Consider the following 25,758-nt stretch of genomic DNA (forward strand, 5'->3'; position numbering starts at 1 on the left):
GATCGATGAGTACGATTGCCGCCGAACGCGCGCCGTCGCGCGCCCGCAGCTGGTTCGCCGAGCCGAAGCACTGGGCCGGGCAGGCCGGGCTGTGGACGTTTACCGCCGCGCTGATCGCCATCCACCAGGGCAAGGTGCTGACGCTCGCGTTCCCGGTGCTGGCCATCGGGGTCGGCATCTGGCTGTATTTCAAGAGCCCGGCGCGCTATGTCGGCTTCATGTGGTGGGTGTGGTTCCTGAGCCCGGAAGTGCGGCGCCTGGCCGACTGGTCGAAGGGCGCGTTCACGCCGACGAGCTTGATCCAGGTCGCGCCGCTCGCGGTGACGATGATCGCCGGCTTCGGGCTGCTCAGGCATTACCGCGTGCTCGCGCAACGGCGCGGCATCCCGGTGCTGCTGATCCTGTTCGGGCTCGTGTATGCGTATCTCGTCGGGATCGTGTCGAGCGGCGTGATGGCCGCGACCTACGACCTCGCGAACTGGCTGTACCCGATCCTGATCGGCTTTCACATCATGGTGAACGCGCGCAACTATCCGGAGTACCGCGACGTGCTGCTGTCCACCTTCATGTGGGGCATGCTCGTGATGGGCGTGTACGGCGTCGTGCAGTATTTCGTGATGCCGCAGTGGGACGTGCTATGGATGGTCGGCTCGCAGATGGGCTCGCAGGGCGAGCCGGTGCCGTACGGCGTGCGCGTGTTCAGCACGATGAATTCGTCCGGACCGTTCGCTTTCGCGATGATGGGCGCGCTGGTGTTCGTGCTGGTCGCGCCGCAGAAAATCCGCTGGTTCGCCGGGGCGGCCGGCTTCGTGTCGTTCGCGCTGTGTCTCGTGCGCTCGACCTGGGGCGGCTGGGTGATCGCGCTCGCGATCCAGCTCGTGCAATCGAGCAACCGCGTGCGGATGCGGATCCTGATCAGCGGCGTCGTGCTGGTCGGGCTGTGCGTGCCGCTCCTGACCGTCGGGCCGGTGGCCGACCGGCTCGGCCAGCGTCTGCAATCGATCACGAACCTGAAGGACGATCGCAGCTACGACGACCGCAACAAGTTCTACGCGACCTTCGCGCAGACGGCGTTCACCGACGTCGCCGGCGAAGGGATGGGCGCGACCGGCGCGTCCACGAAGCTGTCGAGCGACAGCGGCGAGCTCGGCAAGTACGGCAGCTTCGACAGCGGCGTGATGAACGTGCCGTTCGTGCTGGGCTGGCCCGGCACGCTGCTGTATCTCGCGGGCGTCGTGATGCTGTTCGGCCGCACGCTGCGCGCGGCGTTCAAGCTGCGCAAGGACAAGTTCGTCGGCGCGTGCCTGAGCCTGTGCCTGTCGACCTTCGCGATGCTCGTGTTCACGAACTCGCTGATCGGCACCGGCGGCCTGCTGATGTTCACAGCCATTTTTTCGATACTTGCCGCGGCGCACTGGCAGAAGGCGCAACGCCTGCTGGCCGCCGCGCGTTCACGGGGAGGCGACCATTGAGAATCGCGATCGTCACGCACGTCGTGCGACATAACGACGGGCAGGGCCGCGTCAATTACGAAATCGCGCGCGCGGCGCTGGCCGAGAACTACGAAGTCACGCTGGTCGCGTCGCACGTCGCGCCCGAGCTGCTGGCCGACCCGCGCGTGCGCTGGGTGCCGGTGAAGGTCGGCGGCTTCTGGCCGTCGAATCTCGTCAAGCAGCAGGTGTTCGCGCTGAAAAGCGCGGCATGGCTGCGCGCGCACCGCGGCGAATACGACGTGCTGCACGTGAACGGCTTCATTTCGTGGATCAAGGCCGACGTGAATACCGCGCACTTCGTGCACGGCGGCTGGTTCAAGAGCCCGTACTATCCGTTCGGGCTCACCAAGGGGCTGTGGTCGGCTTACCAGTACGTCTATACGCGCGTGAATACCGTGCTCGAGCGCTGGGCCTACCGGCGCTCGCGCGCGATCACCGCCGTGTCGCAGAAGGTGGCCGACGAGATCGCCGGGCTCGGCATCGACAGCCGCAAGATCAGCGTGATCTACAACGGCGTCGACGGCAGCGCGTTCGCCGGCGCCCAGGCCGACCGCGCGGCGTTCAAGCTGCCGGACGACGCGTTCCTGCTGCTGTTCGTCGGCGACCTGCGCACGCCGCGCAAGAATCTCGGCACCGTGCTGAAGGCGCTGACGAAGCTGCCCGCGAACGTTCATCTGGCGGTAGCCGGCTACTTGCCTGGCAGCCCGTATCCCGACGAAGCGCGCGCGCTCGGCATCGATTCGCGCGTGCATTTCCTCGGTCTCGTGAAGAACATGCCGACGCTGATGCGCTCGGTCGACGCGTATGTCTTTCCGTCGCGCTACGAAGCGATGAGCCTGTCGCTGCTGGAGGCGATGGCGGCCGGGCTGCCGGTCGTCACCGCGCGCACGGCGGGCGGCGCGGAAATCATCACGCGCGAATGCGGGATCGTGCTGGAGGATCCGGACGATCCGGCCGCGCTCGCGCAGGCGATCGGCTCGCTCGCGGCATCGCGCGACACCTGTCGCGCGATGGGCGACGCGGCCCGCGAACTGATGACCCGTTTCGGCTGGGCGCACATGGGTGCCCAGTACGTCGCGCTTTACCGGCGCATCGGCCAACCCCCGCAGCCGTCCGCCTTCGAGCGGGTCGAGCATGCGGTCACGCAGGAGCAACCGTGATGTCCCAATCTTCCCGGCCGATCAAATCGTTGCAGATCGGCATGCACTGGTTCCCCGAACGCGCGGGCGGCCTCGACCGGATGTACTACTCGCTCGTCGGCGCGCTGCCCGGCGCGGGCGTCGAGGTGCGCGGGCTCGTCGCCGGCTCGCCGAAGGTCGCCGACGACACGGGCGGGGCGATCCAGGGCTTCGGGCCCGCGTCGCAGCCGCTCGCGCGCCGGATGCTCGCCGCGCGGCGCGCGCTGCGCGAGGAGGTCCGCAGCGACCGGCCGGACGTGATTTCGTCGCACTTCGCGCTGTACACGTTCCCGGGCCTCGACGTGACGCGCGGGATTCCGCAGGTGTCGCACTTCCAGGGGCCGTGGGCCGACGAAAGCCAGGTCGAGGGCGCCGCGTCGCTCGGGCAGCGCGCGAAGCGCTATCTCGAACAGGCCGTCTATACGCGCTCGTCGCGGCTGATCGTGCTGTCTCAGGCGTTCGGCCAGATCCTGACGCACCGCTACGGGATCGATCCGTCGCGCGTGCGCGTGATTCCCGGCTGCGTCGATACCGCGCAGTTCGACACGCCGCTCACGCCCTCCGAGGCGCGGCACAAGCTGCAACTGCCGCAGGACCGGCCGATCGTGCTGGCCGTGCGCCGGCTCGTGCGGCGCATGGGGCTGGAGGATCTGATCGACGCGATCGGCCTTGTCAAGCGCCGTCACCCGGACGTCCTGCTGCTGATCGCCGGCAAGGGCAAGATCGGCGAGGAGCTGCAGCAGCGCATCGATGCGGCAGGACTGCAGGACAACGTGAAGCTGCTCGGCTTCGTGCCCGACCATCATCTCGCGGCGCTGTACCGCGCGGCGACGGTCAGCGTCGTGCCGACGGTCGCGCTGGAGGGCTTCGGCCTGATCACCGTCGAATCGCTGGCGTCCGGCACGCCGGTGCTGGTCACGCCGGTCGGCGGGTTGCCGGAGGCGGTTGCCGGGCTGTCGAACGATCTCGTGCTGCCGTCGACGGGCGCGGATGCGATCGCCGAAGGGCTGGGCGGTGCGCTGTCGGGCGCGATCGCGCTGCCCGACGAGGCCGCGTGCAAGCGCTATGCGCGCGATCATTTCGACAACGCGGTGATCGCGCGGCGCGTGGCCGGCGTCTACGAAGAGGCGATCCAGGCGGCAGGCTGAACGCCCGCGGCGCGCACCGCGCGCGCCGCATCGACACCCCGACCGGCGCGCATGCGTGGCCGGTTCGCGTGCCGGCCGCCCGTCGAGGGCGAGCCGGCTTTTCCCGTTCGATCCGCATGGCCGGCGCGCATCACGCACGCCGCAGCGTCGCGGCCCACGCGCCGAGCGCGGCCACGCTCACCCCCGCGCCGAGCACGCAGACGCCCGTCCATCCGGCGCGCGCATACGTCATCGTCGCCGCGATCGCACCGAGCCCGCTGCCGGCCGAATAGAACAGCATGTAGCAGCCGACGAGGCGTGCATGCGCGTCGGGCCGCGCGCCGAGAATCATGCTCTGATTGACGACGTGCACGGCCTGTCCACCGACGTCGAGCAGCACGATGCCGACGATCAGCAACGCAATCGACGTATTGCCGAACGCGAGCGGCAGCCACGAGCAGGCGAGCAGCGCGAGGGCGGCGCCGGTCGTCGCCTCGCCGCGCCCGCGATCCGCGAGCCGGCCCGCACGGGCGGCGGCTGCCGCGCCCAGTGCGCCGACGAGGCCGAATGCGCCGATCTGCGTGTGCGACATCGCATGCGGCGGCGCGCTCAGCGGCAGCACGAGCGCGCTCCAGAAGATGCTGAACGCGGCGAACATCAGCAGCGCGATCGCGCCGCGCACGCGCAGCACGCGTTCTTCGCGCAGCAGCGACACCATCGAGCACAGCAGCGCCGCGTAGCCGATGCGTTCGCGCGGTTCGTGCCCGTCGGGCAGCAGCCGCGACAGCACGACCAGCATCGCGATCGCGAGCACGCCCGACACGAGATAGACCGCCCGCCACCCCGCGATGTCGGTGACGACGCCCGCCAGCGAGCGCGCGGCCAGCAGCCCGACCACGACACCGCCCTGCGCGGCGCCCACGACGCGCCCGCGTTCGCCCGCGCCGGCGAGGGCGGCCGAGCATGCGATCAGCCCTTGCGTCATCGCGGTGCCGAGCAGCCCGACCGCGACCATCCCGGCCAGCAGCGCGACGCGTGTCGACGCCGCGGCCACGCCGATGCAGGCCGCGCTCAGCAGCAGAAGCTGCACGGCGATCAGGCGCTTGCGGTTCAGCAAGTCGCCGAGCGGCACGACGAACAGCAGCGCGAGCGCGCAGCCGAGCTGCGTCGCGGTGATGACGCCGCCGACGGCGGCCTGCGACACGCCGAAATCCCGCGCGATCGAATCGAGCAGCGGCTGCGCGTAGTAGACGTTCGCGACGCTCGCCGCGCAGCAGACGGCCAGCAGCGCGACGCGCGCCGACGACAGGCGGCCGCCGTCGGCCGGTTGGATCGCACCGGTTGGCGCGTTCGATGCAACGGTGTCGGAATGGCAGGACGACTCCATGGTTTCCTCGCGCAATGTAGTTGCAATTTAAAACTAGTTTGAAGTGTAGGGAAACTGGTTTTAAAATGCAACCTGTTATGCGGTGGGCCAGGGGCCCGTGCACGAATGGTCGGCATGCCCGCGAAGGCGGCCGGAACGATTGCGGAGAGGAAGATGGCCAGGCAGAAAAGTCTTGCGAATTCGCCGTGCCCGGTGGCGCGCGCGACCGATATCGTCGGCGATCGGTGGGCGCTGCTGATCGTGCGCGATGCGTTCGACGGCGTGCGCCGTTTCGGAGATTTCCGCGCGAGCCTCGGCGTCGCGAGCAATATCCTGTCCGACCGGCTGAAGATGCTGGTGGACGCGGGCGTGTTCGACGTCGTGCCGGCCTCCGACGGCACCGCGTATCAGGAGTACGTGCTGACCCGAAAGGGCGAGGGGCTGTTTCCGGTCATCGTGATGCTGCGGCAGTGGGGCGAGGCCAACCTGTTCGCGCGCGGCGAACCGCATTCCGTGCTGGTCGACCGCGGCACCGGGCGCGCGATTCGCAAGCTCGCGCTGCGGCACGACGACGGCCGCCCCTTGAAAGCGGCCGAGACTGTCGTGAAGAAGATCGGCGACGAAGCGGGCACGACGCGTCGCTGAGCGTCATGCGCGAGGGTTGTGCCGTCGGATGGCATTCGGCATGGACGCACGAGCGCGGCCCGGCGTGGCCGGCTACGCGAGTCGATTCACGACGACCTTCGTTCGTTGGCGTTGCCTGATCCAGCCTCACCCCCGGCGACGCATGACCGCACGCGCACGATCGGCTGACGGCGTCGCCCGAGTGGCCGGCGCCGTGCCGCGACGCGTATCGGCCCGCACACGGGTCGCGAGCAGCGCGGCCGCGACCAGCAGCACGACCGACACGACGGTTTCGATCCGCAGCCCGCTGACGACCTGCGATGCACCGCCGCCGCCGGCCAGCGCACCGAACGCCGCGACGCCCATCGCGCCGCCGGCCTGCCGCGCGGTATTCAGCACCGCCGACGCGATGCCGGCCCGGTCGGGCGAGACCGATGCGAGCACGGCCGTCGTCATCGCGGGCACCGCGAACCCCATGCCCGACGGAATCAGCAGGAACGGCACCAGCAGCACGCCGAGCGGCGTCGCCGCGTCGACGAAATGCAGCGACCCGTAGCCGAGCGCCGCGACGAGCGCGCCGGCCAGCATCGGCATGCGCGGGCCGTGGCGGGCGACGACCCGTTCGCTCGCGAGATTCGACAGCAGGAACCCGCCCGTGAGCGGCAGGAACGCGAGCCCCGCCTGCAGCGCCGACTCGCCGCGTGTGCGTTGCAGGTACAGCGCGAGCACGAACACGGTGCCGTAGTATGTGAGGTTCACGCAGATCCCGAACAGCACGGCCGCGCTGAACGTGCGGTGGCGGAACAGCGCGAGCGGCAGCATCGGCGTGGCCGTGCGCGATTCGACCGCGACGAACGCGAGCGCGGCCAGCGCCGCCAGCGCGAAGCCGCCGGCCACGACCGGATGCGTGAAGCCGAGCGGCCGCCATTCGATCACGGCGCCGGTCAGCGCGGTCAGCATCGCGATTGCGATGAACTGGCCGCGCAGATCGAGCGAGCGCGTCGGTGCGGCCCGTTCGCGGCGTACAGGCACCCACGCGAATGCAGCCGCGAGCCCCGCCGCGCACAGCGGCAGGTTCACGAGGAAGATGCCGCGCCAGCCCCATGCCGCGATCAGCAGGCCGCCGACGACCGGCCCCGCCGCGATCGAGATCGACCCGGCCGCCGTCCACCCGCCGACCGCGCGGGCACGCAGGCGCGGGTCGTGCCGGCACGCGTCGTTGAGCAGTGCGAGCGAATTGGGCAGCATGGCCGCGGCGCCGACGCCTTGCAGCGCGCGGGCCGCGATCAGCATCGCGGGCGCGACGGCGGCGCCGCACGCAAGCGACGCGAGCGCGAACAGCAGGAGGCCCGCGACGTACAGGCGCCGTGCGCCGAAGCGGTCGCCGAGCGCACCGCCGGACAGCATCAGCACCGCGAACGCGAGCGTGTACGCATCGACGACCCATTGCAGGCCGGCGACCGGCAGGCGCAGGTCGGCGGCGAGATGCGCGAGTGCGATATTGACGATCGTCACGTCGAGCTGCGTGACGACGAAACCGATGCTGACGGTGGCGACGACGCGCGCGAGCGCGGGCGGGAAAGCGGGGGACGGTGTGGTCGTATCCATGCGTCCATCGTAGGCGGCGACGGACATGCGATGTTTCAGCGGGACGTGAAGCGTCGATGCGGATGCGGACTCGTACTGCTGGCTACGTGCGCCGATGCGGATTCGGCGAGGCCAAGGTGCTCAATGCCGTTCACCGCGCCAGCGTCCCGGCGCTACGCCGAAGCGCTTCGTGAACGCATGCGTGAACGTGCTCTGGTCCGCGAAGCCGACGCTGCCCGCGATGTCGACGAGCGAATGCCGGCGCTCGGCGAGCAGCACGATCGCGGCGTCGAGCCGCAGCCGCTGCAGGTAGCGATGCGGCGTTTCGCCGAACGCGTCGACGAACAGTTGATGGAACCGACGCATCCCGTAGCCGCAGTGCGCGGCGAGATCGGCGATGCGCAGCGGCTCGGCGAGCCGCGCGCGCAGCCAGCGGTCGATACGCGCGAAATCGAGGCCCGACGCGGGCGCGGCGATGCCCGCATCGTCGAGCAGCGCGTCGCACAGGCGCGCGGCGGCCTGCCACTGAAAGCGGTGCGCGGCGGCCTGCCGTGCGTCGCCGGCCGGCGCATCGTGTTGCGCGGCGGCCGCCGCGACCTGCGCGACGAGCGACGTGAGCGTCGGGTTTATCGACACGGCGCGGGCATGGTCGAACAGCCGCTGCGGTACCGCGAGCGACGCGGCGGGCAGGTCGATCACGAGCTGGCGATTGTCGCCGAGGCCCGCGTAGTCGTGGCGCGCGCCGGCCGGAATCAGCCAGGCCGCGTGCCGGTCGATGCGCCGGCCGATTCCGTCCACCGCCATCACCATCGCGCCGTCGACGCCGAGCACGACCTGGTGGAAGTCGTGCACGTCCGACGCTTCGCACGGGGCGTAGCGGCGCAGCGCGATGGCGGGGGAGGCGATGCGTTCCATCGGAAGGAAACGGCCGGATGCGGGGTCAGACGTCGAGCAGTTCGACTTCGAACACGAGCGTCGCGTTCGGCGGAATCACGCCGCCTGCGCCGCGCACGCCGTAGCCGAGTTGCGGCGGGATCGTCAGGCGACGCACGCCGCCGACCTTCATGCCCTGCACGCCTTCGTCCCAGCCCTTGATGACCATGCCGCCGCCGAGCACGAACGCGAACGGGTCGTTGCGATCCTTGCTCGAATCGAATTTCTGACCGTCGGTCAGCCAGCCCGTGTAGTGGACGCTGACGGTCTTGCCGGCTTGCGCTTCCGCGCCGGTGCCTTCGGTCAGGTCTTCGTACTTGAGGCCCGATTCGGTCGTGATGACGGACATGATTTCTCCTGAAAGAGAGTTGCGTGAAACCGCTATTGTAGGCGAGCGCGCAGCGGGCCGGCGCGCGTGGAATTCATGCTGTCGTACGCGTGGTAGCCCGCGTGGCGGGGCGCCGCGCGCAGGATCGGCCGACACGCAATTGGAACGCGCGTTTGAATTTTTCGCGAGCGGCGGGGCCGAGGTTGCACCACGGCAGTGCGCCCCGCGTATGAATCGACGCGATCCGCACGCGTTGCCGCCTGCCGGGCGACCGTCGCCGGATGCGGCGAAATGCCCGGCCCACGGGGCTTGCGGGCCGATGGCGGGGCGCCGCGCCGCATCCGACATCCTGCCCATCCACGCGCCCGCGCGTTCGAATCGCAACGTGGCCGGGCGTCGTTCGAGCGCCGTTTTTTCCGTCTTCCCGACCATGCCCTGTTTGGAAGCGCGCATCTACCGCACGGCTTGCGTGCGTCGACGCGCGGGGCCTATCTTTACATCTGTCGATGTCAGGATTTTGGCGGCGCGCGACGCGTCGCCCGGGCTTGCGCCGGCCGCGTCCGACGACGCGCCGGGCCGCTCCGCAACAGGAGAACGATGAACATGAAGTCAGCCGCTTCCGTCACCGCAGCCGGGATCATGCCGGTGCGCCGCGACCTGCGCTTCGATCTGCCGGTCGAACGCGCGAAGGACTGGCATGGCCTCGGGTCGCACGTAACCCATTTCTTCAACGCGCTGTCGCTGCTGTTTCCGGCCGGCGAGCGCTTCTTCATGGATTCGGTGCGCAACTACCGCGACCGGATCGACGATCCCGTACTGAAGCAGCAGGTGCTGGGCTTCATCGGCCAGGAGGCGATGCACACGCGCGAGCACGTCGAATACAACGAACTGATGCAGGCGAACCGGTTGCCCGCGCGCAAGCTCGACCGGCGCGTGTGGGCGGTGCTCGGCTACATCAAGCGCAAGCTGCCGCATTCGGTGCAGCTCGCGCACACGGTGGCGGCCGAACATTACACGGCGATGCTCGCCGACTGGCTGCTGCGCGACCCGACGCGCCTCGGCGGGTCGGTCGAAGGCTACCGGCAGATGTGGATCTGGCACGCGCTGGAGGAAACCGAGCACAAGGCCGTGTCGTTCGACGTGTGGAATGCCGCGATGAAGCCGGGGCTGCGTCGCTACCTGATCCGCGTCGGCGTGTATCTGCTGACGACGCTGACGTTCTGGCCGACCGTGTTCGTCATGCATGCGACGCTGCTGTGGCGCGATCGCGGCGCCGGGCATCACGCGCGCGGCATGCTGCGAATGATCGCGTTCCTGTACGGGCCGCGCCGCGGGCTGTTCCCTCGCATCGCCGGCGAATGGCTGAGCTTTTTCCGGCCGGGCTTCCACCCGTGGGATCACGACAATCACCACCACCTCGCGCGGATCGACGCACTGGCCGCCACCTACGGCGAACACGGCGGCACGCCGGCCGGCCGCGGCCGCGCGCACACGCCGGCGCCGCTCGCGTCCGGACGCTGACCCACTGCTGACCCGCCGCTGACCCGGCCACCCCGCCGCACGGCGGGGTGCCGCGCATGTTGCGTTCGTGCATCGGCCGGCTTGTTCCGACGATTGACGAAAATCAACCGAAACCGGTTGCACGGGCGTCCGCATGCCCGGCAGACCGGTTGCGCGCACATGCACCGGCGCGCCGCTCGGGCGTGCGCCGCCTCCCGCACGATCGCCTCGCGCCAGCACCGGCGTGGCTTTGCGCGCGCGGCGCCGGTTCTTTCCGGTCGCGCGCGGCGTCCGCCCCCGGGATAACACCCATTTAGCCGCAAGCCTGCCGCATCGATATACCGTTCATGACGACGTCGACCTCCGGCGCGATTCATGCACAGGGGGATTTTATTCGGACGGAAATACGCCCAATATGTCGGTTCGATCATGTCCGTCGTACGCGGCGGCAAGCCGGCGCGCGATACCAACGCCAAGCGGGGAACAACGATGGTTGCAAGGTCACCCGACGCAAACGGGCAGGCGGCGCCCGAGATGGCGGACGTGTCCGTCACCGCTCCCGAGGCGGGACGCAAGCTGTTCGTGATCATGCGCACGCCCGACGAGCCGTTGCTGGCGCAACTGCGCGGGCTCGGCTGGGAGATCGCGGTCGCGAAGACGGCCGGCGCCGCGCAGAACATCGCGTCCGGCGTGAGCGTGGCCGCCGGGCTGGTCGATTTCACCGGGTTCACGTCGCGCGACTATCCCGCACTGAAGATGTGCCTGAGCCAGCCGGCGATCGGCTGGATTTCCATCGCGCAGGCCGGCGTCACGATTAGCCCTGCCGTGCGCGAACTGATTCGCAGCTATTGTTTCGATTACGTGACGCTGCCGCTGCCGTACGAATGGATTTCGCACGTGCTCGGCCATGCGCGCGGGATGGCCGCGCTCGATCGCGTCGACGGGGCCGCCTATGCGGCGTCGATTGGCGAACACGGGATGATCGGCAACTGCGAGGCGATGCAGCAGCTGTTCAGCACGATCCGCAAGGTCGCGAAGACCGACGCGAGCGTGTTCATCTCGGGCGAGTCGGGCACCGGCAAGGAGCTGACGGCGCTCGCGATTCACGAGCGCTCCGTTCGCGGCAAGGGGCCGTTCGTCGCGATCAATTGCGGCGCGATTCCGCATCACCTGCTGCAGTCGGAGCTGTTCGGCTATGAACGCGGCGCGTTCACCGGCGCGAACCAGCGGCGCGCGGGCCGGATCGAATCCGCGAACGGCGGCACGCTGTTTCTCGACGAAATCGGCGACATGCCGGTCGAAAGCCAGGCGAGCCTGCTGCGCTTTCTGCAGGAAGGGAAGATCGAGCGGCTCGGCGGGCAGGAATCGATCGCGGTCGACGTGCGGATCATCTCGGCCACGCACGTCGATCTCGACGGCGCGGTCGAGGCCGGGCGCTTCCGCGCGGATCTCTATCACCGGCTGTGCGTGCTGCGCATCCACGAGCCGCCGCTGCGCGCACGCGGCAAGGACATCGACATCCTCGCGCACTACGTGCTGCAGAAATTCAAGGCCGACAGCGGTCGCAAGATCAGCGGCTTCACGTCGGCCGCGCTCGACGCGATGCGGCGCTACGAGTGGCCCGGCAATGTGCGGGAGCTGATCAACCGCGTGCGGCGCGCGATCGTGATGGCCGAGAGCCGGCTGCTGACGCCGCACGATCTCGGGCTCGACACGCCCGGCGAAACCGAACCCGTGACGCTCGAACAGGCGCGGGCGCTGGCCGAACGCACCGCGATCGAGAATGCGCTGCTGCGCAACGACCACCGGATCAACAAGGCCGCCGCCGAACTCGGCATTTCACGCGTGACACTCTACCGGATGATGATCGAGCACGGGCTGAACGATCGCGATCACCACGGCGGCAACGACGGCGGTAACGATGGCGCGCCGTCGGACGACGCGGGGCATCGGCGGGTCGGTTGAGCGGCGCGAGTCCAGGCCCGACACGCCGAAGCGGATCGGCCTGGCGCGCTCGGCGGATCGTCGTGGGCGGTCGCTCGGGTAGCGTGAGGTCGCGGAGGTCGCGTGAAGCGATGTCGCAGTGTCGCGTTGCGATCGGCCGCCGCGTTCAGCATCCAGCCACGACGTGCGGTGCGCGTTGCCGCCGGCGGCATGTAAAGCGCATGAAACATTTCGCGTCGGCCGGCGGGCGAATTTCCGCCGCGAACCGCGCCGATCGGCCGATCCGTCGCCGGTAAGAATTCCGTGCTCCATTGTTCAGCCTTATTCCGCAAGGCCCCGCCGTGACACGGCCGGCCGCGTGTCGCGGCCCCGATGTTTCAGTTTCGTAACTTCCGGCATCCCGCACCCGTTCCGGCCGCGAGCCGGCCCGATCACCGCCTTGTCCGGCCGGGCTCGCGCAGCGCTGGCCCGGTCCTTGCGAAGAAGGGCGAGCGAGAGTCGACGACGCGAGGTCCGTCCGGTCAGGCAGCAAAAGCCGTCAGTACCGGCCAGGACGCAGTCCGCGGGGATGCGGCGGCCGAGCGCGGTGCAGCGGCCGCGTCACGGCGAGCACGGAGCGTCGTCGCCTGATCGCCGGGGCATCGGCATCGTCCGGTTGCCGGAACAAACATCAGACAGCAAACGGGGTAGAAAAATGATCGATCGTCACACGCCGCAGTCCGCAGGCCGCGATCGCCGTGATTCGGGACATCGCCGCTCGACCGTCGCGCTTGCGGCCGGCAGGCATGCCTCGACAGGCCATCTCTCCGCGCCCGGTGCGAGGCGGATCCGGCTGGTTGCCGGTCATCCGCGCCGGGTCGGCACTTTCTTGCACGCGAATCCGGTCCGCATGGGCATGTGTACACGGGCGCCGGTACCGCGACGCCCGATCTTCGCCTATTGACTCGAGCAGAGCAGCACGACGTCCGCTCGCGTTGCCCGACGTTGCCCCGAACGATTGATCGGTAATCCGAACGATCGCCGCAGCGTCGTGCCGCGGGCTGCATACGACGCAACACGACAAGCATTCGATGCAACGGCGAACCGCTCGATGCCGTTGCCGTCCGGTTGAAGGGGAGGGGCGGTCGGACGCGCGCGACGGAAGCAGTCATCCGTACGCGCGCGACGCCGTTTTTCAGCCGCCGTAGATGTCGAAGTCGAAGTACTTCGATGCGAGCCGCTTGTAGGTGCCGTCCTTGACCATGTCGACGATCGCGCGGTCGATCTTCGCCTTCAGGTCGGCGTCCTCCTGGCGCAAGCCGATGCCGGCGCCGATGCCGAGCACCTTTTCGTCGACGAGTTCCGGTCCGACGAACGTATAGTTCGCGCCGCGCGGCGATTTCAGGAACCCGATCGCGGCCTGCACTTCATCCTGCAGCGCCGCGTCGAGGCGACCGGCGATCAGGTCGGCATACACGCCGTCCTGGTTCTGGTACGACACGACGTTCGCACCTTGCTTGCCCCAGTACGTCTTCGCATACGTCTCCTGCGTCGTACCCTGCTCGACGCCGATCGATTTGCCCTTCAGCGATTCGGCGGTCGGCAGCAGCGACGAGTCTTTCTTCACGACGAGCCGCGTCGGCTGGTTGTAGATCTTCGTCGTGAAGCCGATCTGCTGCGCGCGCTGCGGCGTGATCGACATCGACGACAGCACCGCGTCGAACTTCTTCGCCTTCAGCGCCGGAATCATCCCGTCGAAATCGTTCTCGAGCCACACGCATTTCGCCTTCAGGCGCGCGCAGATCTCGTTGCCTAGGTCGATGTCGAAGCCGACGAGCTTGCCGTCGGGCGCCTTCGACTCGAACGGCGCATAGCTGGCGTCGGTGCCGAAGCGGATCGTGGTCCAGTCCTTCGCGACGGCGGGGCCTGCGGATACTGCGAGCAGGGCGATCGAAACAACGGCAATGAGTCTCTTCATGGTGCGTTCCTTGGCGTGGTGCATCCGGTTTCTGTACGACACGGTCTCCACGGACACGACTCGCGCCGTGACGCGGTGTCCGCCCGGCCATTAACGCAGAAAATAAAATTTGAGTCCAGAATGGACAAAAAATATCGATTCGTAGGAGGCCCATGCGCGATCGGTGGGTGCGACCCTTGCAAAAATACGAGAATGGACTAATCTTGTTAGTAAATTCGTTTCGAGACTAACGATCATGTCACAGCCTGCGTACGATTCGCATTCCGCCGTGCCGCACGCTTCGGTCGCGCAGATGTCGGCGGCCGGCCTGCGTGCGTTTTTCAACATCGCGCGCGACTGGGAGCTGACGATCGACGAGCAGATCGTGCTGCTCGGGTCGCCAGGCCGCTCGACGTTCTTCAAGTGGAAGGCCGCGCCGGAATCGGCGCGCCTGCCGCGCGATACGCTCGAGCGGCTATCGCTGCTACTCGGCATCTACAAGGGGCTGCAGATCCTGCTGCCGCAACCCGCCGCGGCCGACGCGTGGGTCAAGCGGCCGAACGATGCGGCGCCGTTCGGCGGCAAGCGCGCACTCGACCGGATGCTGGCCGGCAACGTCGGCGATCTGGTGGCCGTCCGGCAATATCTCGACGCGATGCGGGGTGGCTGGGCGTGACGACACCGATCGAAGTCAGCCGGTGGCCCACGACCACCGTCGACTGGGCGCCAGCCTATCGCGTGATTCCTACCCGTTTTCCGGCCATCAACCTGTTCGACCGCGTCGCGTCGGCGGACGACTTCGACGCGCTCTACGCGCTCGAATCGCTGACCAACGACCGCATCCGCAACGAAGTCGGCACGCTCGACCTCGTGCCGCGCGCCGAGCGCCGCTACGGGCAGGGCTGGGGGCCGATCATGGCCGCGTTCACGCACCTGAATCCGCTGGGCAGCCGCTTTTCGGACGGCAGCTACGGCGTGTTCTACTGCACGCGCGCGCGCGACACGGCGATCGCCGAAACGCGCTATCACAGCGGGCTGTTCCTCGCCGCGACGAAGGAGCCGCCGATGCGCCAGCAGATGCGGCTCTATACCGTGTTCGCGCACGGCGAGGTCGCCGACGTGCGCACGTGGCCGCAGCGCGATCCCGCGTTGCTGGATCCGGTCGACTACGGCGCGGGGCAGGCATTCGGCCGCGCGGTGCGTCATGCGGGCGGCGCGGGGATCGTCTATCCGTCGGTGCGCGATCCGCACGGCGAGTGTCTCGCCGCGTTCCGCACGACGCTGCTGCGCGACTGCCAGCATGCGGCCTATCTCGAATACAACTGGAACGGCTCGGCCGTCGATGCGGTGTTCGAACTGAATCAGGTCGGCTAGCGTTCGCCTGGCCGGCGCGGTGGGCCGGTGCGTTGTGCGGCGCGGGCGCCGGCCGGCGCGTCAGGGCAGCGGCCAGTCGTGCGCATGGCGTTCGCGCGCTTCGGCCTGCGTCATCGACCATGTGCGGCCGGTGCGCGGCTCGGCGAGCGTGAGCCGGCCGGCCGGCGCGAACGCACCCGTATCGATGAACCATTGCGCGCCGATCCGCTGCGGCGCACGCACCGGCGTGTGGCCCGTGCAGGTCAGCGACAGTCCGGCCTGCCGCGTCGGATCCGCCAGCCCCTGGACGAGATCGCGGCCCCACATCAGCCGCTCGCGCACGTCGTGCGGATAGTTGCCCGTATCGAGATCCGCGTCCGAGCCGAAGAATTCCGCATGCAGCACGTTGAAGCGGGCCGGGCCGTCGCCGATCACGCGCACGAGCGGCAGTGCGTCGACCCGCGCCGCATGCGCGCGCAGCCGGTCCGGCGGCAGGTCGGCGCCCCAGTCGCCGCCGATGCCGCGCCACGCGTCGGGCGGCAGCTTGCCGCGCGCGACGAGGCTCAGCACTTCCTCGTGATTGCCGCGCACGACGTGGCACCACGGCCGGTCGAGCAGATCGAGCGCGGTGTCGGAGGCCGGGCCGCGGTCGACGAGATCGCCGACCGAGAACAGCCGGTCGCGGGCCGGATCGAAGCGGACGTCGTGCAGCAGCGCGCGCAGTACGTCGACGCAGCCGTGCAGGTCGCCGACGACGAAGTCGCGGCCGGCCGTGTTCGCGGGGTGGCGGCAGAGCAGGGGGGGGGCAGTCATCCCCTTATCTTAGGCGCTCGCGCCCATCGCCACGCAACGATGGAATGGCGATAATCGGGGCGCGTTACCCGTCGGTGCGGTGCACCGGCCGAACCCTTTCCATTTGCTTTCGGAATCACGCGATGACGTTTTATCCGCAGGTATTACGCAACCGGCCGCGCATGGTCGCGGCTTTCGTCGCCGGCGTGCTGTGCGCGGTGCTGCTGCCGTTTCAGCTGCGCCCCACAGCGCGGGCGCTGATCGGCTGGGATTGCGCGGTCTGGTTGTACCTGGTGCTGATGTGGGTGCGCATGGTCACCGCGCATCATCACAAGGTGCGCGAAGTCGCGATACGCGAGGATGAAAACGCGACGACCGTGCTGACCGTCGTGTGCCTCGCGACCGTCGCGAGCGTGGCGGCAATCGCGATCGAACTCGCGACCGTGAAGAGCGTCGGCTTCAGCGCGGGACTCAGCCACTACGCGATCACGGGCGCGACGCTGTTCGGCGCGTGGTTCCTGATTCCGACGATCTTCACGCTGCACTATGCGCGGCTCTATTACGGCTCGCCGAGCAGCGATCGCGCGCTCCGTTTCCCGGACCGCAACCCGGAGCCCGACTACTGGGATTTCCTGTATTTCGCGTTCACGCTCGCGGTCGCGTCGCAGACGGCCGACGTGTCGCTCGCGAATCGCTCCGCGCGGCGCTCGGTGCTCGCGCAGTCGGTCCTGTCGTTCTACTTCAACATGGCCGTGCTCGGCTTGTCGATCAACGTCGCGGCGGGGTTGCTGAACTGACGCCGGTTACTCGGGAGGGGCGTGCCGGCGGTCGCGTTCCAGCGCCCGCCCGTAGGCCGGCCGGGCATCGATCGCGGCGAGAGCGCGCGCGATCGGCCGCGAGAAGAACGGCATCGGCGCGTGCCTGAATGGCGTTGCGCGCCGCATCGACCCGTCATGCGCGCCGCACCGCGATCCACGCACCCCAGAACAGGCTCGCGAAAAAACGCAGCGGCGCATCGAAGCCCGCCTCGCGCAGCAGCGCGAACACGGCTTCCTCGGACGCGGGCGGATCGGCGCCCTGCAGGATCTTCCCGAGTTGCGCGCGCACGGCGTCGGGCGTGGCGCCTTTCATGCGCCAGCGCTGCTGCCAGGCGTCGAGCAGGCGAGGGTGGTCCGCGTAGCGGCGATGGTTGCCGGCGAGCACGAGCGGCGCGCCGGGCTTCAGGCGTCGTGCGATCGCGTGCAGCAGCGCGGCTTTCGCGTCGTCGCCCGGCACGTGATGCAGCACGCCGATCAGCGTCGCGCCGTCGAACGCGGGCGCGTCGGGCAACGCGTCGACGCCGGCCTCGACGAACGTCGTACGCGCGCCGAACCCCGCGGCTTCGACGTTCGAGCGCGCGAGCGCGAGCATCGGCGCGGATGGGTCGACGGCCGTGAATCGCCAGCCCGGTTCGAGCGCGGCCGCGACGCAGATTTCCTGTCCCGTGCCGCCCGCGCCCGCGACGAGCATCCGTGCATCGGGCACGCCGACTGCCGACGCGAGCATGCATGCGGTGAGTTCGTGACAGGCATCGTAGCCGGCGAGCGCGATGCGCGATTGCTCGGCGTATTCGTGTGCGCGCGACGGATCGAATTTCGCGGCGCTGGCGGGAAGCGACATGGCGGAGTTCCTCGGGTCGGGGAGCGGACGACGTGTCCGCGGGGCATGACGCAGAGCGTAGGGGCACGCGGCCGGCGCAACAAGGCGAGCGGTCATTCCGGTATGCCGACTACCCGACTCGTCGGCGTGCGTCGGCCGGTTTCCAAGGGGGCGCTTTGCCGGGGTCGATTCGCATTTAAAAATGTCTGACCACGATGCATCGCGATGGCGAATCCAGCGCATACTCGTTTCTCTCCCCCAGCCTGGCTTCGCATGCCGGGCCCCGATGCGCTGCGCCATCGGCGCGGCCATGCCGCTCGGTACGCACGAGGAGCGCATGATGTCAGATTGTCCGCACGATCCGTACGCGCAGCACTACATCCATTGTTTGCCGTTTGGCGCGCAGCCCTGCGGCGCGCTCTGCACGACACCGCGCACGCATTTCCGCGTGTGGGCGCCCGGCAGCGCACACGTTCAGCTCGAACTCGATACCGGCTACGGCCCGACGCTCGTCCCGATGTCGAGCGCCGGCCCGAACTGGTTCGAAGTCTTCGTCGACTGCGGCGCGGGCGCGCGTTACCGCTATCGCCTCGACGACACCGTGTCGATTCCCGATCCCGCATCGCGCTCGCAACCCGAGGGGCTCAACGGCCCGAGCGAGGTCGTCGATCCGCGCGCGTTCACGTGGCGCAATACGTTCTGGCACGGGCGCGCGTGGGAAGACATCGCGCTCTATGCGATCCGTCCGCACGCGGTGGGCGGCTTCGACGGCGTGCGCCGCCGCCTGCCGCAGCTCGCGCGGCTCGGCGTGACCGCGCTGGAGTTGCTCGCGTCGCCGCACGACAGCCTGCCGTTCGCGCCGCTCGCGGCCGAAGGCGGCCCCGATGCGCTGAAGGCGCTGATCGACGATGCGCACGGCTACGGTCTCGCGGTGCTGCTGGAGCTCGACTACGCGCGCTTCGGCAGCGGCACCGATGCGCTGCGTCACTACGCGGGGCCGTTCTTCCATACGCGCGACGATCCGCTGCAGGCCGCGCCGCTCGCGCTCGATCATCCGGAAGTCTGCGATTTCTTCTGCGACAACGCGCTGTACTGGATCGACGAATACCGCTGCGACGGGCTGCGCCTGCGCGAAGCCGACCGGATCGGCGTGTCGTGGCTGCGCGAGATCGCGGATCGCGTGCGCGCCGCCGTGCCGGCCGACCGGCTGATCCATCTCGTACTCGGCAGCGAGCGGCATCCGGCCCATCTCGCCGATACCCATTTCGATGCCCAGTGGAACGGCTGCGGCGAACGCGCGCTGCACCGGCTCACGGGGCGCGACACGTCGGCGCATGAAGGCATTTCCACGCACCAGTCGATTCACACGCTCGCCCGCGCGCTGACGGCGGCCGGCGCGGCGTACCAGCCGGCCGCGTCGGCGGACGGGATGGGCGTCGACGGCGGCCTGTCGCTGACGTCGCTCGTATTGTCCGACGGCGCATGGCGCGACAGCGGCCCGGGCGATCACGGGCAGGCGGCCGGTCTGGCCGGGCTTGCGCTGTCGCTGCTCACGCCGCAGATCCCGCTGATCTTCGACGAAACCGCGCGCGACATCGACCGCGCGCATTTCGTGCAGTCGGCGCTCGCGGTGCGCGCGAAGCTGATCGCGCCGAGGCTGTCCGATTGCCGGCCGCAGGACGCCCGTGCGCTGAAAGCGGACGGCGACGGCGATGCCGACGCGCTGTGCGCATCATGGCGGCTCGCCGACGACGAAACGTTGACGATCGCGTTGAACCTGTCGCCCGATGCGGTGCCGTTCGACGCGCCGCGAGGGCGGGTGGTATTCGAGACGCCGGCGCGCGCGCGCGACCGGGTCGATGATGGGGAGTTGCCGCCGTATTCGCTCGTCGCGTGGCTGACGGGCGACGTCAATCGCTACGCGCTGACGCACGATGTGCGTCGCGTCGACGACGGTTCGTGGCGCGGGATGCGTCCGAACCTGAACGCCTGACGCGATGAACGCGTGAAGCACCGAAGCCGGGCGGTCCTGCCCGGCCGCGCTGCCGGAAGGCACCGAATTACCAGAACCCGCGAATGCCCGCGATGCCGTACGCGCCATGACGGCGCGCGTCGTCGAGATGCGCGCGCGTCATGCCGCCGAGCGCGAACACGGGCATCGCGGCCTGTGCGGCCAGCGTGCCGAATTGCGCCCAGCCGAGCGTCGGCGCACCGGGGTGGCTGAGCGTCGGCAGCACCGGCGACAGCGTGACGAAATCCGCGCCCGCGTGCGCGGCCAGCAGCAGGTCGTCGTGCGAGTGGCACGCGGCGGACACCCGGCGCCCGGCCGGCAGCGGCCGTTGCGCGACGGCGCGCAATGCGGTGCCGTCGAGATGCCAGCCGGCGCCGTCGAGCCGCATCACGCCGGCTGCATCGATCGGGCCGTTCAGCATCAGATACGCGCCGGCTGCGTCGCAGCGCGCGAGCGCCGCGGCGGCCAGGGACGCGAACGCGGCCGCGTCGAGCGATTTCACGCGCAGTTGCACGAGCGTTTCGCCGCGCGCGAGCACGGCCGACAGCCGGTCGAGAAACGCGGCCCGATCGGCCGCCGACGCGGACGCCGGTTCCGGCGTGATCACGCAGCAGCGCGGCAGCGGCCCGTTCATCGCGCGACGCGACGCGCGGCCGTCATTCGTCGGCCTCTTTCGCGACCCTCGGGTAGACGCGCACGAGCACGATGCGCGGCCCGTTCATCTTCTTCACGACGACGTCGAAGCGATCGAACGCCACGCGCTGCCCTTCGGTCGGCAGGTCGCTGAGCGCCTGGATCACGAGGCCGCCGACCGATTCCGCACGGCCTTCGTCGATGTCGATGCCGAGCGCCTGTTCGAGCGACACGACGGGCAGGCTGCCCTTGCCCATCAGCGTGCCGTCGTCGAGGCGGCTCCAGTCGGCATCGCCCTGGCGGAACTCGTCGTGGATCTGGCCGACCAGCGCGCCGAGCAGGTTGTCGAGCGTCAGGAAGCCGATCGGCTTCTCGCCCTTGTTGCCGACCAGCGCGAAGTGCGGGGCGCCCTTGCGGAAGCGGCGGAACAGCTCGAGCGCCGGCGTGTCGGGCTTCACGTACTGGACCGGGCGCACGTAGTCGGACAGGTCCTCGAGCGCGGCGCCCGCGTGACGCGCGAGCAACAGGTCCTTCAGGTGGATCAGCCCGCTCACCTGTTCGCGCGACGCATCCTCGAACAGCGGATAGCGGCTGAAGCGGTGCCGCGCGACGATCTCCATGTTGTCGGGCAGCGGCAGGTCGCGCCGCAGGCCGATCATTTCATGGGCCGGCCGCATCAGGTCCGACACGGTCATCGACGAAAAATCGAGCGAGTGCGCGAGCGTGTTCCACTCGTCGTTGGTGTACGTGCCGCGCGCCGGCTGGGCCGCATTGCCGGCCGCGCTGCGGCGGCTGCGCAGGATCAGCTTCAGCTCGTCGGTCGAATAGTGCGCGTCGCCGCCGTGGTCGGCCGACAGCCCCGCGAGCCGCAGGACCGCGTTGGCGCTGGTATTGAGCACCCAGATCGCCGGATACATCGCCCAGTAGAACGCGTAGAGCGGCAGCGCGACCCACAGGCCGACCTTCTCCGGCTGGCGGATCGCCATCGATTTCGGCGCGAGTTCGCCGACGACGATGTGCAGGAACGAGATCAGCGAGAACGCGAACACGAGCGAGATCAGGTGCACGACGCGTTCGGAGTGGACGCCGATCACGTCGAGCAGCGGGCCGATCAGTTGCGCGAACGCCGGTTCGCCGACCCAGCCGAGGCCGAGCGACGCGAGCGTGATGCCGAGCTGGCACGCGGAAAGATACGCGTCGAGCCGGCCATGCACGATGCTGAGGATGCGCCCGCGCAGGCCGTGCTTGCGGGCGAGGGTCTTGACGCGCGTCGCGCGGAGTTTGACGAGGCCGAATTCGGCCGCAACGAAGAACCCGTTCAGGGCCACCAGGAACAACGCGCCGATGAGCGCGAAGATCTGTAACAAAGAATCGCTCCGGTTATGACAGGCCCATCAGTATAGAGCCGGAAAGGAATTTGTAATGTGTTGGCCGCCGCGTGCTTACACCGGCGCCTCGCAGGGAATCGAGAACGTGAGGGTGGTGGCGGCGCCGTCGGCGAACATGTCGTGCGCGAACGTGCCGCCGTGCGCGAGTGCGACGCGCTGGCACAGCGCGAGCGTCCACGCGCTGCGTTTCGCGTCGCGCTCGCGCAGCATTTCACGCCGGGCGAACGATTCGAGCGCGTGCGGCTGCGCGGGATCGACGAGCACGCCGGCGTCCACGGTGCAGGTGGCGCGCGCGGTGAACTGCGCGCCGTCGCGCGTGCATGCGAACGCGACGCGGCTGCCCGCGGCGCTGGCCTCGACGGCCGTCGTCAGCATGGTCCAGAGCGCCTGCGCGACACGTTCGCGATCGACGGTGAGCGACGGCTCGCCGTCCGGCAGCGTCGTGTCGAGCGCGACCTGCCGTGCGTCGGCGAGCGCGAACCGCACGAGCGCGATCGTCTCGTCGAGCAGCGCGCGCAGCGCGAACGGCCGCGGCGCGAGCGCGAGCATGCGCGTTTCCGCGCGCGGTGCGTCGAGCACGTCGTCGATCAGGGCGACCTGCTGGTCGATGCCCGTGCGGATGCCCGCGAGCGCGCGCTGCAGGTTCGGATCGGCATTGGCGAGCTGGCGCTCGAGCACGTAGGCCCAGCTGTGCATCGCATTCAGCGGGCTGCGCAGGTCGTGCGACGCGGTGGAGAGCGCCTGGTCGCGCAGGAACAGCGCCGCCTGGGCGGCGTAGTGCGCTGCGCGTTCGCGCAGCAGGTCGGCGGCGGGATCGACGGAAGTGGACGTCACGGAGCAGGCCTGTCGGAAGCGGTTGGCGTGGAAGTCACGCGAATCGCCATTATAGGGACGGTGGGCGTCACGCCGGCAGCGCGTCCTCGTCCTTTTTCCGTGCGTCGCCGTTCGGCAGCAACTGGCACGCGAGCAAGCCGGCCAGCATCAGCGCGCAGCCGACGAGCGCGCGCAGCGTCAGCGTTTCGCCGAGCGCGGCCCAGCCGGCGATCGCCGCGAACACGCCTTCCATGCTGAAGATCACGGCCGCGTGTGCGGGCGCCGCGTCGCGTTGCGCGACGACCTGCAGCGTATAGCCGACGCCGACCGACAGCAGCCCGCCGTACAGCAGCGTCGGCAGCGCGCCGCGCAGCATCGCGACGCTGACCGGTTCGACCGCCAGGCCGACCGCGAGACATGCCATGCCGCACACGACGAACTGCAGGAACGCGAGCACGAGCGGATCGTGGCGTTTCGCGAGATGGCCGACCGCCATCACGTGCCCGGCGATGATGACGGCGCCCGCGAGCTGGAACCAGTCGCCGTAGAGCACCGAGAAGTGCTCGTCGATGCTGAGGAAATACAGGCCGATCGCGGCCAGCAACGCGCCGAACCACGTGCCCGCGCCGATCCGGTGGCGCGCGAACACGCCCATCAGCGGCACGATCACGACATACAGCGAACTGATGAAGCCGGCGTTGGCGATCCGCGTGTATTGCAGGCCGAACTGCTGCAGGGAGATCGACACGGCGAGCAGCGCGCCGAGCGCGAGACCCGGCAGCAGCAGGGCCGGTTCGCGCCGGATTGCCGCGAGCTGCGCGCGCGACGCCGGATTCACCATCAGCAGCGGCACCAGCGCGAGCGCGCCGAGCAGGAAGCGCAGCCCGGTGAACAGGAACGGCCCGATCACGTCGAGGCTCAGGCGTTGCGCGACGAAAGCGGAGCCCCAGATCGCGGCGGCGGCGAGCATCAGCAGATTGGCGCGGAGGTGCTTGCGGGCGTCGGGCTTCATCAGTTGCTCCGAGAAACCCCGTCCTTCAGGACGGGGAGGAAAGGCGTGCTGTTGACAGACAGCTTCTTCCACGGGTTAGGATCACCTGCATGATTCTTGTCTATCGCTACCGGGTGAAATCGCTCAACGGACTGCTTAACAAGCAGAGCCGCGCGGTGAACTACGTCTGGAACTTCTGCAATGACACGCAGAAGCACGCGCTCAAGTGGGGCAAGAAGTGGCCTACAGGATTCGACCTGAACGTGCTGACGACGGGGAGCAGCAAGGAACTCGACATCCACTCCGGCACGATCAACGCGACGTGCGAGCAATATGCGAAGTCGCGCAGTCAGCACCGTCGGCCCTACCTGCGCTATCGCGGCAGGAAATCGCTCGGCTGGGTGCCGCTGAAGGGACGTGACCTGAAGCGCGAGGGCGACGCGTTCCGTTTCGCCGGCAACACCTTTCGCGTGTTTAACAGCCGACCGCTTCCCGAAGGCAAGATCAAGGACGGGACCAACTTCGCGCGGGATGCGCGCGGCAACTGGTTCCTGAATATCGTGATCGAGATGCCCGATGTGCAGGCCCGCTCGATCCGCTCCGGTGTCGGCATCGATCTCGGCCTGAAAGACTTCGCCACACTTTCGACCGGCGAGAAACTGCCCAATGACCAGTTCGGTCGACGAGCGGCGGAAAAGCTGGCGAAAGCGCAGCGAGCACGAAAGCACAAGCGACATATCGCGAAGCTGCACGCCAAGGTCGCGAATGCGCGTGCCGATTTCCAACACAAGCTCGCGCTCGATCTGGTGCGGCGCTTCGATTACATCGCGGTCGGCAACGTGTCGGCCGCAAAACTCGCCAGAACCAGGATGGCGAAGAGCGTCTACGACGCATCCTGGTCGTCCTTCCGAAACAAGCTCCGCTATAAAGCGATCGCGCACGGGGCCACGTTCGAAGAAGTGGACGAAAGCGGTTCGACCCAGTCCTGTTCGGCGTGCGGATCGAAAGACAGCCCGACGCGGCCGAAAGGTATCGCGGGACTGAGAATGAGAGAGTGGGCCTGCGATGGCTGTGGTGTCGTGCATGATCGTGATATCAACGCTGCGCTGAACATTCTCCGATGCGGACGTGCATCGCCAGGTGTGGGAATCCTTTCCCTTTAGGGAGAGGAGGACGTCAACGGAATTCGTCTGGAGATTGTGGCGGCGCCCGCTAGTTTACGCCGAGATTGCAAGACTGTCGGCAAACCTGCGCAGCGCGGCGGCGGCCCGGGCGTCGCGTACGCGCGAATACAGCACGACCTGCGATGGCGGCAGCGGCGGCAGCCCGAATTTCGCGCCGACGTCGACCAGCGTGCGCGGGGCGACGCGCCGCGCGAGCGGGCAGACGGCAAGCCCCGCCGCGGCGGCCGCCGTGACCGCCGCGACCCCGCCGCCCGTGAAGCGCTCGCGCCATGGCAGCCCCGCGCGGTCGAGCGCGCGCAGCGCGGCGGCCCGCACGCCGCACGGGCCGGCCAGCACCGCGAGCGGCAGCGGCTCGCCGGCGCGCGGCGCCCAGTCGGGCGCGGCGAGCCAGGCCAGCGGCTCGGTGAACAGCGGCGTGCCGTCTTCGCGCGGCGGATCTTCGCCGGGCTCGTGCCGGACGATCACCGCGTCGAGCCGCCGTTCGTCGTATTGCGGGAGCAGGCCCGTCGACGCCCCGAGATGCATTTCCAGCGACAACCCCGGATCCTGCCGGTGCAGGCTCGTGAGCACGGCCGGCAGGTCGGGCACCGCGACGTGCTCGCTGACGCCGAGCGACAGGCGAACCGTGCCGTTCGAGATCGCGCCGAGCGCATGCTCGTGCGCGTCGAGCAGCGCGCGGGCGGCCGGCAGGAAATTCTCGCCGTCGGCGGCCAGCTTGACGACGCGCGGCGTGCGCGCCAGCAGCGGCTTGCCGAGATGGGTTTCCAGCCGTTTCAGCTTCAGGCTGACGGCCGATTGCGTGGTGCCGAGCGCTTCGGCGGCGCGCGTGAAGCTGGCGAGATCGGCGACCAGCACGAACGCGCGGACGGCATCGAGATCGAGGACTTTCATTTCAAATGAAAATAAATGAAATATTGATCAATGACTGTTCATTATAGA

Annotated in this window: 23 protein-coding genes; 11 read left to right on the forward strand and 12 right to left on the reverse strand. The window is 68.9% G+C overall.

The window, feature by feature from the left end; all coding sequences use genetic code 11:
• The first annotated feature begins 5 nt into the window (after positions 1 to 5).
• The 3 genes from CFB46_RS23050 to CFB46_RS23060 are packed head-to-tail and all read left to right on the forward strand — an operon-like array spanning position 6 to position 3,819.
• A complete protein-coding gene (locus tag CFB46_RS23050) occupies positions 6 to 1,472 on the forward strand; it encodes an O-antigen ligase family protein (protein ID WP_027782511.1) in 1,467 nt (488 codons plus the stop codon).
• Positions 1,469 to 2,653, forward strand: coding sequence for a glycosyltransferase family 4 protein (locus tag CFB46_RS23055; protein ID WP_089501403.1), 1,185 nt, complete (start codon positions 1,469 to 1,471; stop codon positions 2,651 to 2,653). The genes CFB46_RS23050 and CFB46_RS23055 overlap by 4 nt, the downstream gene beginning before the upstream one ends.
• Positions 2,653 to 3,819, forward strand: a complete 1,167-nt coding sequence (locus CFB46_RS23060) for a glycosyltransferase family 4 protein (protein ID WP_027782513.1) — start codon at positions 2,653 to 2,655, stop codon at positions 3,817 to 3,819. Before CFB46_RS23055 ends, CFB46_RS23060 begins: the two co-directional genes overlap by 1 nt.
• Positions 3,820 to 3,949: 130 nt before the next feature.
• Here the strand turns inward: CFB46_RS23060 and CFB46_RS23065 are convergent, their stop codons facing one another.
• On the reverse strand, positions 3,950 to 5,185 hold the full coding sequence (locus tag CFB46_RS23065; RefSeq protein ID WP_089501404.1) for an MFS transporter: 1,236 nt from the start codon (positions 5,183 to 5,185) through the stop codon (positions 3,950 to 3,952).
• A gap of 153 nt (positions 5,186 to 5,338) precedes the next feature.
• On the opposite strand from CFB46_RS23065, the gene CFB46_RS23070 reads away from it, so the two are divergent.
• On the forward strand, positions 5,339 to 5,809 hold the full coding sequence (locus tag CFB46_RS23070) for a winged helix-turn-helix transcriptional regulator (protein WP_179235105.1): 471 nt from the start codon (positions 5,339 to 5,341) through the stop codon (positions 5,807 to 5,809).
• Between the two features lie 126 nt (positions 5,810 to 5,935).
• Here CFB46_RS23070 and CFB46_RS23075 read toward each other — a convergent pair whose 3' ends face one another.
• The 3 genes from CFB46_RS23075 to CFB46_RS23085 form a co-directional block, all read right to left on the reverse strand.
• Positions 5,936 to 7,396, reverse strand: a complete 1,461-nt coding sequence (locus CFB46_RS23075) for an MFS transporter (RefSeq protein WP_089502310.1) — start codon at positions 7,394 to 7,396, stop codon at positions 5,936 to 5,938.
• Between the two features lie 120 nt (positions 7,397 to 7,516).
• Positions 7,517 to 8,290, reverse strand: a complete 774-nt coding sequence (locus tag CFB46_RS23080; RefSeq protein ID WP_089501406.1) for an AraC family transcriptional regulator — start codon at positions 8,288 to 8,290, stop codon at positions 7,517 to 7,519.
• Between the two features lie 25 nt (positions 8,291 to 8,315).
• A complete protein-coding gene (locus CFB46_RS23085) occupies positions 8,316 to 8,657 on the reverse strand; it encodes an FKBP-type peptidyl-prolyl cis-trans isomerase (RefSeq protein ID WP_069259438.1) in 342 nt (113 codons plus the stop codon).
• A gap of 582 nt (positions 8,658 to 9,239) precedes the next feature.
• Here CFB46_RS23085 and CFB46_RS23090 point away from each other — a divergent pair.
• Complete coding sequence (locus CFB46_RS23090; protein ID WP_089502311.1) at positions 9,240 to 10,157, forward strand: metal-dependent hydrolase; 918 nt, start codon at positions 9,240 to 9,242, stop codon at positions 10,155 to 10,157.
• A gap of 468 nt (positions 10,158 to 10,625) precedes the next feature.
• Positions 10,626 to 12,101, forward strand: coding sequence for a sigma-54 dependent transcriptional regulator (locus tag CFB46_RS23095; protein WP_027782520.1), 1,476 nt, complete (start codon positions 10,626 to 10,628; stop codon positions 12,099 to 12,101).
• Between the two features lie 1,153 nt (positions 12,102 to 13,254).
• On the opposite strand, the gene CFB46_RS23105 is transcribed toward CFB46_RS23095, so the two are convergent.
• The gene (locus CFB46_RS23105; RefSeq protein WP_089502312.1) at positions 13,255 to 14,037 is read right to left on the reverse strand and encodes an ABC transporter substrate-binding protein; all 783 of its coding nucleotides are present in this window, start codon (positions 14,035 to 14,037) and stop codon (positions 13,255 to 13,257) included.
• Between the two features lie 235 nt (positions 14,038 to 14,272).
• Here CFB46_RS23105 and CFB46_RS23110 point away from each other — a divergent pair, with 235 nt between their 5' ends.
• The gene (locus CFB46_RS23110) at positions 14,273 to 14,692 is read left to right on the forward strand and encodes an MbcA/ParS/Xre antitoxin family protein (RefSeq protein ID WP_027782522.1); all 420 of its coding nucleotides are present in this window, start codon (positions 14,273 to 14,275) and stop codon (positions 14,690 to 14,692) included.
• Positions 14,689 to 15,390, forward strand: coding sequence for an RES family NAD+ phosphorylase (locus tag CFB46_RS23115; RefSeq protein ID WP_034185272.1), 702 nt, complete (start codon positions 14,689 to 14,691; stop codon positions 15,388 to 15,390). The genes CFB46_RS23110 and CFB46_RS23115 overlap by 4 nt, the downstream gene beginning before the upstream one ends.
• 60 nt (positions 15,391 to 15,450) lie before the next feature.
• Here the strand turns inward: CFB46_RS23115 and CFB46_RS23120 are convergent, their stop codons facing one another.
• Positions 15,451 to 16,182, reverse strand: a complete 732-nt coding sequence (locus CFB46_RS23120; RefSeq protein ID WP_089501408.1) for a metallophosphoesterase — start codon at positions 16,180 to 16,182, stop codon at positions 15,451 to 15,453.
• 122 nt (positions 16,183 to 16,304) lie between these two features.
• Between CFB46_RS23120 and CFB46_RS23125 the strand changes: the two genes are divergently transcribed.
• Positions 16,305 to 16,958, forward strand: coding sequence for a DUF1345 domain-containing protein (locus CFB46_RS23125; RefSeq protein ID WP_027782525.1), 654 nt, complete (start codon positions 16,305 to 16,307; stop codon positions 16,956 to 16,958).
• Between the two features lie 154 nt (positions 16,959 to 17,112).
• Here CFB46_RS23125 and CFB46_RS23130 read toward each other — a convergent pair whose 3' ends face one another.
• A complete protein-coding gene (locus CFB46_RS23130) occupies positions 17,113 to 17,820 on the reverse strand; it encodes a class I SAM-dependent methyltransferase (RefSeq protein WP_089501409.1) in 708 nt (235 codons plus the stop codon).
• 319 nt (positions 17,821 to 18,139) lie between these two features.
• On the opposite strand from CFB46_RS23130, the gene CFB46_RS23135 reads away from it, so the two are divergent.
• On the forward strand, positions 18,140 to 19,792 hold the full coding sequence (locus tag CFB46_RS23135; protein WP_089502313.1) for a DUF3459 domain-containing protein: 1,653 nt from the start codon (positions 18,140 to 18,142) through the stop codon (positions 19,790 to 19,792).
• A 67-nt stretch (positions 19,793 to 19,859) separates the two neighbouring features.
• Here CFB46_RS23135 and CFB46_RS23140 read toward each other — a convergent pair whose 3' ends face one another.
• From CFB46_RS23140 to CFB46_RS23155, 4 genes are all read right to left on the reverse strand, one after another.
• Positions 19,860 to 20,444, reverse strand: coding sequence for a thiamine phosphate synthase (locus CFB46_RS23140; RefSeq protein WP_089501410.1), 585 nt, complete (start codon positions 20,442 to 20,444; stop codon positions 19,860 to 19,862).
• Positions 20,445 to 20,466: 22 nt separating this feature from the next.
• Positions 20,467 to 21,810, reverse strand: coding sequence for a hemolysin family protein (locus CFB46_RS23145; RefSeq protein WP_089501411.1), 1,344 nt, complete (start codon positions 21,808 to 21,810; stop codon positions 20,467 to 20,469).
• A 75-nt stretch (positions 21,811 to 21,885) separates the two neighbouring features.
• On the reverse strand, positions 21,886 to 22,665 hold the full coding sequence (locus tag CFB46_RS23150; protein WP_089501412.1) for a sensor histidine kinase: 780 nt from the start codon (positions 22,663 to 22,665) through the stop codon (positions 21,886 to 21,888).
• A gap of 67 nt (positions 22,666 to 22,732) precedes the next feature.
• A complete protein-coding gene (locus CFB46_RS23155) occupies positions 22,733 to 23,656 on the reverse strand; it encodes a DMT family transporter (protein ID WP_089501413.1) in 924 nt (307 codons plus the stop codon).
• Between the two features lie 89 nt (positions 23,657 to 23,745).
• Between CFB46_RS23155 and CFB46_RS23160 the strand changes: the two genes are divergently transcribed.
• Positions 23,746 to 24,798 (forward strand): RNA-guided endonuclease InsQ/TnpB family protein, encoded by a 1,053-nt coding sequence (locus CFB46_RS23160; RefSeq protein WP_089501414.1) that lies wholly within the window; start codon positions 23,746 to 23,748, stop codon positions 24,796 to 24,798.
• Positions 24,799 to 24,852: 54 nt separating this feature from the next.
• Here the strand turns inward: CFB46_RS23160 and CFB46_RS23165 are convergent, their stop codons facing one another.
• Positions 24,853 to 25,710: a LysR family transcriptional regulator gene (locus CFB46_RS23165; RefSeq protein WP_027782533.1), complete on the reverse strand. Its 858-nt coding sequence runs from the start codon at positions 25,708 to 25,710 to the stop codon at positions 24,853 to 24,855.
• Positions 25,711 to 25,758: the final 48 nt, after the last annotated feature.

Origin of the sequence: Burkholderia sp. HI2761 (assembly GCF_002223355.1) — a bacterium.
GTDB lineage: Bacteria > Pseudomonadota > Gammaproteobacteria > Burkholderiales > Burkholderiaceae > Burkholderia.